Source organism: Variovorax sp. 01T439_2 (assembly GCF_056398445.1).
On sequence record NZ_JBFTPJ010000395.1, the window covers coordinates 1 to 5,043 of the forward strand.

6 protein-coding genes are annotated in these 5,043 nt (G+C 67.9%); 3 read left to right on the forward strand and 3 right to left on the reverse strand.

The genetic code is table 11. From position 1 onward, the window contains the following. The first annotated feature begins 2 nt into the window (after nucleotides 1–2). Complete coding sequence (locus AC1DOC_RS18555; RefSeq protein WP_478130243.1) at nucleotides 3–239, forward strand: BTH_I0359 family protein; 237 nt, start codon at nucleotides 3–5, stop codon at nucleotides 237–239. Nucleotides 240–316: 77 nt separating this feature from the next. Here the strand turns inward: AC1DOC_RS18555 and AC1DOC_RS18560 are convergent, their stop codons facing one another. Continuing rightward, nucleotides 317–1,378 (reverse strand): AbrB family transcriptional regulator, encoded by a 1,062-nt coding sequence (locus AC1DOC_RS18560; protein WP_478081945.1) that lies wholly within the window; start codon nucleotides 1,376–1,378, stop codon nucleotides 317–319. 126 nt (nucleotides 1,379–1,504) lie between these two features. Here AC1DOC_RS18560 and AC1DOC_RS18565 point away from each other — a divergent pair, with 126 nt between their 5' ends. After that, nucleotides 1,505–2,275: a ChaN family lipoprotein gene (locus AC1DOC_RS18565; protein WP_026284330.1), complete on the forward strand. Its 771-nt coding sequence runs from the start codon at nucleotides 1,505–1,507 to the stop codon at nucleotides 2,273–2,275. A 37-nt stretch (nucleotides 2,276–2,312) separates the two neighbouring features. Here the strand turns inward: AC1DOC_RS18565 and aptA are convergent, their stop codons facing one another. Further along, complete coding sequence (gene aptA, locus AC1DOC_RS18570) at nucleotides 2,313–3,647, reverse strand: omega-aminotransferase AptA (protein WP_018907339.1); 1,335 nt, start codon at nucleotides 3,645–3,647, stop codon at nucleotides 2,313–2,315. Between the two features lie 67 nt (nucleotides 3,648–3,714). Between aptA and purU the strand changes: the two genes are divergently transcribed. Next, nucleotides 3,715–4,572, forward strand: coding sequence for a formyltetrahydrofolate deformylase (gene purU / locus AC1DOC_RS18575; protein ID WP_015867550.1), 858 nt, complete (start codon nucleotides 3,715–3,717; stop codon nucleotides 4,570–4,572). 27 nt (nucleotides 4,573–4,599) lie between these two features. On the opposite strand, the gene AC1DOC_RS18580 is transcribed toward purU, so the two are convergent. Further along, a complete protein-coding gene (locus tag AC1DOC_RS18580) occupies nucleotides 4,600–4,977 on the reverse strand; it encodes a YXWGXW repeat-containing protein (RefSeq protein WP_015867551.1) in 378 nt (125 codons plus the stop codon). Nucleotides 4,978–5,043: the final 66 nt, after the last annotated feature.

Here is a 5,043-nt window from a genome sequence, read left to right on the forward strand (position 1 = left end):
ACGTGCAGCCGAACGAAAGCGACGCCCCGGACCAGCCCAACGTCCCGGTGCTGGAACGCCACGGCTTCGAGATCGTCGACAAGCGCTCGGGCAAGGAGGTCTACCTCGACGGTTCCTGGGCCGAACTGTTCCAGCAGCAGATCGCCGCCTGGCAGCTCAACACGCCCACGCAGGAAGAAGTGGAAGACACGCTCGAGGGCTATGCCGAGCTGGCGCACACGCCGGTGCTGGTGCACTGAAAACCCGGGTTCCCCGCCCGCCCGAACAAGAAAGCGCCCGAGCGGCGCTTTTTTTGCGTCTTTTCAGCGCCCGCCGCTCATTTCCGTTGGTAAATCCATCGGTACATCGGCCCCGCGAGCAACAGCACCGCCACCAGCCGGCAGACCTGGAACGCCGTCACCACCGGCACGCCCAGCTGCAGCACCTTGGCGGTGATCGACATCTCGGCAATGCCGCCCGGCGAAGTGCCCAGGATCATGGTGGCGGGATGCAGCCCCGTCGCCCAAGCCAGCAGCCAGGCGGCCCCCGCGCACAGCACCAGCATGCCGACGGTGCCCAGCGCCACCGATCCCAGCCAGCGCGGCGCCGTGTGCAGGAATTCGCGGCTGAAGCGCACGCCCAGGCTGACCGCAATCACGAGCTGCGCGGTGTTCGACATCCAGCCGGGCACGGCCGACAGCGGCTGGCCGGCGATGGTGAAACTCATCGCCACCAGCAGCGGCCCCATGAACCAGGGGTTGGTGCAGCCCAGCGCCCGCATCGCAAGCCCGCCGGCGGCGGTGGCCAGCGCCAGCAGCAGGAGCCCGCCGGGGTTCACTTCGCGCACCGTGGACGGATTGACTTCGAGCCCGTGCAGGCCGCTCCACTGCATTGCGAACGGAATGGCGATGGTCACCACCACCAGCCGCAGGCTGTGCGCCGCGGCCACGAGGTCGGTGCGCGCGCCGGCCGATTCGGCCAGCAGCGTCATCTCGGAGGCGCCGCCGATGGCGCCAGCGAAGTAAGTCGTGGCTCTCATGGAGCTGTCCGGCACATGCGGCATCCGCCGGGCGTGCAGCCCATGCAGCCAGCGCCCGAACCCCCAGCCGAGCAGCAGGGCCCAGGCGATGGCCAGCGCAATGGCCCACCAGACGCCGGCCACCAGCGCCACCACCTGCGGCGTGAAATAAAGGCCCAGCACCGTGCCGATGGTCCATTGCCCTGCATTGCGCAGCGGCGTGAAGCTGGCCGTGGGCGCGCCGGCAATCGACGCCAGCGAGACCGCCAGCAGCGGGCCGATCATCCACGGCAGGGGGGTGTGCAGGGCGAGGCAGATTTCGGCCGCGGCGAGCGCGAGCAACAGCGTGGCCAGCACGCGAACCAGGAAGCGGAGAGACACGGGCAGGAAGGGAAGAAGCGGAATTGGATGGCACTGCGTGCGAGCGCCAGCGCATAGTATGGCGCGATGCGATGCCAACCCTTTTCTGCGCGGGCTTCCCGATTGCTGCTGCCCCTGTTCGCTGCCATGGCCCTTGCGGGTTGCACCGCGTTTCAGGACGGCCCCGATGCGCCGGTGGCGCGGCGCGCGGCGGCGCTGCTGCCGGCGGACGCGCTGATCCTCGGCGAGCAGCACGACGCCCCAGAGCACCATGCGATCGAGCGCGAAACCGTCGAGGCGCTGGCCAGCCGGGGCCAGCTGGCCGCGCTGCTGCTCGAAATGGCCGAGGAAGGCCACAGCACCCTCCGCCTCGACGCCGCGGCCACCGATGCGCAGGTGCGCGACGCGCTGGCCTGGAACGACAAAGCCTGGGCCTGGCAGAGCTACGGTCCCGTGGTGATGGCCGCGGTGCGCGCCAGCGTGCCCGTCATCGGCGCCAACCTGCCGCGTTCGCGCATGAAGAACGCCATGGCCGACGTCTCACTCGACGTGCAGCTCAACGGCGAGGCCTACACCGCGCAGCAGGACGCCGTGCGCGAAGGCCACTGCAAGCTGCTGCCCGAGCCGCAGATCGTGCCGATGACGCGCATCCAGGTCGGGCGCGACCGCGCCATGGCGCAGGCCATCGTCAAGGCCCGCCAGCCGGGCAAGACGGTGCTGCTGGTCAGCGGCGCGGGCCATGCCACCAAGGTGCTGGGCGTGCCGCAGCACCTGCCGACCGACGTGTCGGTCAAGTCCGTGCGGCTGCAGGCCGGCGAATCACCGGACGAGGAGCAGGACAAGGAAGCCTACGACGCCGTCTGGCGCACGGCCCCGCTGCCGCCGAAGGACTACTGCGCGGACATGCGCACCCGATAGCCGCGGCCATCGCCCTGGATGAAGGCCGCGAGCCGGCTCAGGCGAACTTCCTGATCGAATCCGCCAGCGTGTTGACCAGCGTCTCGATGTGCTGCTTCTCCACGATGTAGGGCGGCGCAATCACCAGCACGTCGCCCGCGGGCCGCACCAGCGCGCCCTTGTGGAAGCAGTCCAGGAAGATGTCGTAGGCGCGCTTGCCCGGCGCGCCCGCGATGGGCGCGAGCTCCACCGCGGCGGCCAGGCCGAGGCTGCGGATGCTGACCACGTTCGGCAGGCCCTTGAAGGCGCTGTGGAAGGCATCGCCCAGCACCTTGCCCATTTCGCCGGCGCGCGCGAACAGGTTTTCTTCCTTGAACAGGTCGAGCGTGGCAATGGCGGCGGCGCAGGCCACCGGATGGCCCGAGTAGGTGTAGCCATGGAAGAACTCGACCACGTGCTCTGGCGCGTCGGTCTTCATCATCGCGTCGTAGAGCTTGTCGCGGCAGATCACGCCGCCCAGCGGAATCACGCCGTTGGTCACGCACTTGGCAAAGTTCAGCATGTCGGGCACCACGCCGAAATAGTCCGACGCGAAGTTGGTGCCCATGCGGCCGAAGCCGGTGATGACCTCGTCGAAGATCAAGAGGATGCCGTGCTTGTCGCAGATCTCGCGCAGGCGCTTCAGGTAGCCCTTGGGCGGCAGGTACCAGCCGGCCGAACCGGCCACCGGCTCGACGATGATCGCGGCGATGTTGCTCGGATCGTGCAGCGGCAGGATGCGCGTTTCGAGTTCGACCAGCGGGTCTTCGGCCCACACCGGCTCCTCGTTGTGGATGTAGGCATGGTTCACCGGATCGTGGATGAAGCGCATGTGGTCCACGCGCGGCAAAAAGGCCGCGCCGAACACCTTGCGGTTGCCCGGGATGCCCCCCACCGACATGCCGCCGAAGCCCACGCCGTGGTAGCCCTTCTCGCGGCCGATGAACACGTTGCGGTGGCCTTCGCCGCGCGCGCGGTGGTAGGCCAGCGCCACCTTCATCGAGGTGTCGGCCGCCTCGGAGCCCGAATTGCAGAACAGCACCTTGTTGAGGTCGCCGGGCGCCAGCGAGGCGATCATCTCGGCCGCCTTGAAGGCCTTGTCGTTGCTGACCTGGAAGGCGGTGGCGTAGTCCAGCGTGTCGAGCTGCTTCTTGATCGCCTCGTTGATGGGCTTGCGGTTGTGGCCCGCGCCCACGCACCAGAGCGACGAGATACCGTCGATCACCTTCTTGCCGTCGTGCGTGGTGAACTCCATGCCGTCGGCGGCCACGAAAACGCGAGGGTCTTTCTGGAAGTGGCGGTTGGGAGTGAAGGGCAACCACTGGTTGCCCATGTTGAAGTCCTGATAAGCCATCGATTGCTCCTGCTTAACGCGCACCAAAAAACGGCATTCTGGCACCCCTGCGACAATCGTGCCCCTCATGACGACCACAACGCCCGCTTACATCCTGACCCTCTCCTGCCCCGACCGGACGGGCATCGTGCATGCCGTTTCGGGCTTCCTGCTCGAACGCGGCGGCAACATCGAGGAAGCCGCCCAGTACAACGACCACGACACGGGCCTGTTCTTCATGCGCGTGCGCTTCGCCTGCAGCGACCACCCCGAGGCGGCGCTGCGCGAACAGCTCGCCACCTTCGGCGCAGGCTTCGGCATGAGCCTGCAGCTGCACGCCGCGGCCGAGCCCATGAAGACCGTGATCCTGGTCAGCAAGGAAGGCCACTGCCTGAACGACCTGCTGTTCCGCTGGAAGAGCGGGCTGCTGGCCATCGACGTGCGCGCCATCATCTCGAACCACCGCGACTTCTACCAGCTGGCCGCCAGCTACAACGTGCCCTTCCATCACATTCCCGTGACGGCCGCCACCAAGGCGCAGGGCGAAGCAAAACAGCTGGAGATCATCGAGTCCGAGGGCGCCGAACTCGTGGTGCTCGCGCGCTACATGCAGATCCTGAGCAACGGCCTGTGCAAGAGCCTGGCGGGCCGGGCCATCAACATCCATCACTCGTTCCTGCCCAGCTTCAAGGGCGCCAAGCCCTACTACCAGGCGCACGACCGCGGCGTGAAGCTCATCGGCGCCACCGCGCACTATGTGACGGCCGACCTSGACGAAGGCCCGATCATCGAGCAGGACGTGGCGCGCGCCGACCACACCGACACGGTCGAGGACCTCACGGCCCGCGGCCGCGACACCGAGAGCCAGGTGCTGGCCCGCGCGGTGAAGTGGCACAGCGAGCACCGCGTGCTGTTGAACGGGCACCGCACGGTGGTGTTCCGGTAGGCGGCGCCCGTCCAGGCATACCGCTAGTCAATACCGGTTCGGATTGTCCGGGCGGCGGTCGTAGCGGTTCGGCACGCCGTCGCGGTCGCGGTCCCAATAGCCGCGGCGGTATTCCCAGCGGCCATCGCGCTCGCGCCATTCCGGCGGACGGTAGGCGTAGCCCGGGCGGGCGCGCACCCACATGCCCCGGACCCACACATGGTTTCCACCGCGCCATTCATAGTGCCCCGGCGCCCACACGTAGCCGCGGCGCGGCGGCGGAATGCGCTCGTGGCGGGGCGGAGGCGGCGGCACTTCGACATACACCCCGGGCTGCGCCTGGGCGGCGGTCGGCACCATCAGCGCGCCACCCACCGAGAACAGCGAAGCAGCGGCAACGGAAAGGGTCATTGCGAGTTTTTTCATGGGGATCCCCTCATGAGTGGTTGGAGCCTTCATGCTGACCAACCCATGTGAAGCGCCTGTAAGCAC